This window comes from Streptomyces sp. NPDC059456 (assembly GCF_042750055.1).
In the GTDB taxonomy this organism is placed as follows: domain Bacteria; phylum Actinomycetota; class Actinomycetes; order Streptomycetales; family Streptomycetaceae; genus Streptomyces.
In genome coordinates, this window is the sequence record NZ_JBHYVA010000812.1 from 1 (window position 1) to 3,442 (window position 3,442).

A 3,442-nucleotide genomic window follows, 5' to 3' on the forward strand; every position below is an offset into this window, starting at 1 on the left:
CCGCGCGGAACTCCCCGGTACCGCCTTGAGCGCCCCCCGGACGGGCGCCTGCACCCCCCCCGGCGCGGCCCCCGGCCCGCCGCGCGGCTCGTGCCGGGGCGGCGCCGCCGCGGTGCCGGGAGCGGCCGCCGGCTGCATCGGGGCGGGGGTCACCTGCACGCACCCGGAGACGGCCGAGACGGCACAGGCGACTCCGAGCAGCAGTTTCGTCGTGGTTCGGGTTGGATGCACCCGCGCAACTCTGCTGTGCGAGGACCCCGTTGTGAAAACCCGGAGCCGATATTCACCCCGCACGGGTGACGGGCACCCGCCGTACGCCGCCGCGGCGTCAGTCGCCCGTGGCGCCGTCGATGTGCTCGCGCAGCACGTCCGCGTGCCCGTTGTGGCGCGCGTACTCCTCGATCATGTGCGTGTAGACCCAGCGCAGGCTGAACGCCTCGCCGCGATGGTGGCTCGCGGGATCCGACACCAGGTCCAGCGAGCGGCCGGCCGCCGCCCGCCGCGCCAGGTCGACCTCCGTCCGCCAGGTCTGCTCGGCCTCGGCCCACGTGTCCCCGGGGCCGAAGTGGAAGTCCCCGTCCGGGTCCTCGCGCGTGCAGTACAGCTCGGGCAGGTCCTCGCCCAGCATGATCTCCCGGAACCAGTACCGCTCCACCTCCGCCATGTGCCGTACGAGGCCCAGCAGGCTCAGCTGCGAGGGGGCGAGCGCGGTGCGGCCCAGCTCTTCGTCCCCGAGGCCCTCGCACTTCCACAGGAGGGTCGAGCGGTGGTAGTCGAGCCAGCCGTCCAGCATCTCCCGCTCGTTCGCGGTGGTGGAGGGCTCGGTGCGATGGGATCCGGTGGTGGTGGTCATGGCCCACATCCTCGGCGAACGCGACCTGCGCCACCAGGGATTAAGCTGCGGGAGTCCCGCAAGGATCAACCTGGAGGTTTCCGGTGAAGGTAGGCGTCATCGGACTCGGCGACATCGCCCAGAAGGCGTACCTGCCGGTCCTCACCGCCCGTCCGGGCGTGGAACTGCACCTGCAGACCCGGACCCCGGCCACCCTGGAGCGGATCGGGGAGATCCACCACGTCCCGGCCGCACACCGCCACCGCGGCCTGGACGGGCTGCTGGCCGAGGGCCTCGACGCGGCATTCGTGCACGCCCCCACGGCCGTTCACCCCGAGATCGTGACCCGGCTGCTCGAAGCGGGCGTGCCGACCTACGTGGACAAGCCGCTCGCCTACGCGCTGGAGGACTCGCGGCGGCTGGTGGAACTGGCCGAGGAGCGCGGGGTCTCGCTCGCCGTCGGCTTCAACCGCCGCCACGCGCCCGGCTACACGCAGTGCGCCGAGCACCCGCGCGACCTGATCGTCATGCAGAAGAACCGGGTCGGGCTGCCCGAGGACCCGCGGACCCTCGTCCTCGACGACTTCATCCACGTCGTCGACACCCTGCGCTTCCTGCTCCCCGGCGAGGCCGACCACATCGACGTCCGGGCGCAGCTGCGCGAAGGGCTGATGCACCAGGTCGTCCTGCAGATGTCGGGCCCCGGCTTCACCGCGCTCGGCATCATGAACCGGCTGTCCGGTTCCACCGAGGAGATCCTGGAGGTGTCCGGGCAGGACTCCAAGCGGCAGGTCGTCAACCTCGCCGAGATCATCGACCACCGCGGCCAGCCCACCGTGCGGCGCCGCGGCGACTGGGTGCCGGTCGCCCGCCAGCGCGGCATCGAGCAGGTCGTGGACGCCTTCCTGGAATCCGTCGCGGCGGGCAAGACGCTCAGCGCCCGCGACGCACTGCTCACCCACGAGCTGTGCGAGCGGGTGGTGACGACGGCTCTGGAGCAGGCCCGGGCCTCCTGAGGCCGAGCGAGCGCGAGCCCTCGACGGTGCAGTACAGCGCCAGCAGCGCGAGACAGGCCCCCACCGGCCAGTCCCCGAAGCGGACGTAGTACGTCGTGCCGCGGGCGAGCGGCACGTCGTACACCTGGGCCGTGCGCGCCGAGGTGGGCAGCGCCGGGCCGATCCGCTCGCCGGACGGGCCGTGCACCTCGCTGATCCCGGTGAGCGTGGCGTGCACCATGGGACGGCCGTCCTCCGCTGCGCGCAGCGCGGCGAGCGAGGCGTGCTGGGCCGGGGCCCAGCTGTGCTGGAAGCTGGAGGTGGCCGACTGGGCGACGAGCAGCGCGGCGCCGTCGCGGGTCAGGCGGCGGCTCATGTCGGGGAAGGCCGACTCGAAGCAGACCAGCGGGCCGATCCGCACCCCGGGCCGCCCCGGCAGGCGCATCAGGACCGGGCCGGCGCCGCTGCGGCGGTCCTCGCCGGCGGCCTTGCCGACGGAGGTCGCCCAGCCGAGCAGCGACCGGGCCGGTATGTACTCGCCGAAGGGGACCAGGCGCATCTTGTCGTACCGGTCGCCGGTCGGCCCCCCGGGCCCGACGAGCACCGAGCTCTTGTAGATGCCGCCCCCGGCCGGATCCCCGGACACCGCCTGCGGCAGGGGCGCGGGCACCACGGCCGGGGCCGCCGGCCGCCGGGCGTCGACGTTGACCAGCAGCGGCGCCCCGACCTCGGCGGACAGCGCGGCGAGGCGCCGGGCCAGATCCGGGCGCGCGGCCAGGTCCGCCCCGACGCTGCTCTCGCCCCACACCACCAGGTCCACCCGCTGCCCCGCCAGCGTCCGCGTCAGCCGCTCCCCGGCGGCGAACCGCAGCTCCGCGCTGTCCGGGCCGTCGGCCACCGTTCCGGGCTGGACGACGGCAACCCGGAGCGCGCCGGACACCTCGGGCCGCGGCACCCACAGCCACACCGCCCCCGTCAGCACCACGCACCCGGTCACCCCGGCCAGGGCCGGAACCCGCGCCGCCGGTACCGCGATCAACAGCACCAGCCCGCAGTTCACCGCCACCACCAGCAGGCTCACCAGCCACACCCCGCCCACCGAGGCGAGCCGCAGTACGGGCGGCACCTGCCACTGGCTCGCCCCCAGCAGCCCCCACGGCCCGCCCAGCCCCTGCCACGACCGGGCCAGCTCCGACAGCAGCCAGCCCGCCGGTACGAGGACCAGCGCGGCCGCCGCCCGGCCCGGCTCCGGGGCCCCGCCGAGGAACTCCCGCACCAGCAGGGCCCACGGGATCCAGAGCAGCCCCAGCAGGGCGGCCAGCGGCAGCAGGAACACGTGCAGGCTGGGCAGCAGCCAGTGGTGGACGGCGACGATGAACCCGGCGCCGCCCAGCCAGCCCTCCAGGGCCGCGCGCCGCCCGCTCGGCGCCGACCTCAGCAGCAGCATCCAGGGCACGAGGGAGACGTACGCGAACCACCAGAGCGCGGGCGCGGGGAAGGCGAGGCACGGCAGCGCCCCGGCGGCGGGCGCGGGCGCCGCCCCCCCGGGGGCGGGCGCGGGGGGTGCGCAGTTCGTGGGCGGCGTTGGCCGCGAACCGGCGCTGCGCGCCCACCA

General features: G+C 75.1%; 3 protein-coding genes and 1 pseudogene. 1 reads left to right on the plus strand and 3 read right to left on the minus strand.

Annotated elements, in window-relative coordinates:
• Both ACFXA3_RS38905 and ACFXA3_RS38910 read right to left on the minus strand, forming a co-directional pair.
• A pseudogene (locus ACFXA3_RS38905) lies at positions 1–231 on the minus strand (hypothetical protein); the annotation flags it as partial.
• 97 nt (positions 232–328) lie between these two features.
• Entirely contained in the window at positions 329–853 is a 525-nt protein-coding gene (locus tag ACFXA3_RS38910) for a DinB family protein (RefSeq protein ID WP_385195508.1), read from the minus strand.
• A gap of 83 nt (positions 854–936) precedes the next feature.
• On the opposite strand from ACFXA3_RS38910, the gene ACFXA3_RS38915 reads away from it, so the two are divergent.
• The gene (locus ACFXA3_RS38915) at positions 937–1,848 is read left to right on the plus strand and encodes a Gfo/Idh/MocA family protein (RefSeq protein WP_385195510.1); all 912 of its coding nucleotides are present in this window, start codon (positions 937–939) and stop codon (positions 1,846–1,848) included.
• Here the strand turns inward: ACFXA3_RS38915 and lnt are convergent.
• Complete coding sequence (gene lnt / locus ACFXA3_RS38920) at positions 1,787–3,340, minus strand: apolipoprotein N-acyltransferase (protein ID WP_385195512.1); 1,554 nt, start codon at positions 3,338–3,340, stop codon at positions 1,787–1,789. The two genes, ACFXA3_RS38915 and lnt, sit on opposite strands and share 62 nt — an antisense overlap.
• Positions 3,341–3,442 lie beyond the last annotated feature (102 nt).

What these genes read in the sequence shown, in the direction of transcription:
- ACFXA3_RS38910 (WP_385195508.1), bottom strand. Translation starts at nt 853, where the DNA reads ATGACCACCACCACCGGATCCCATCGCACCGAGCCCTCCACCACCGCG.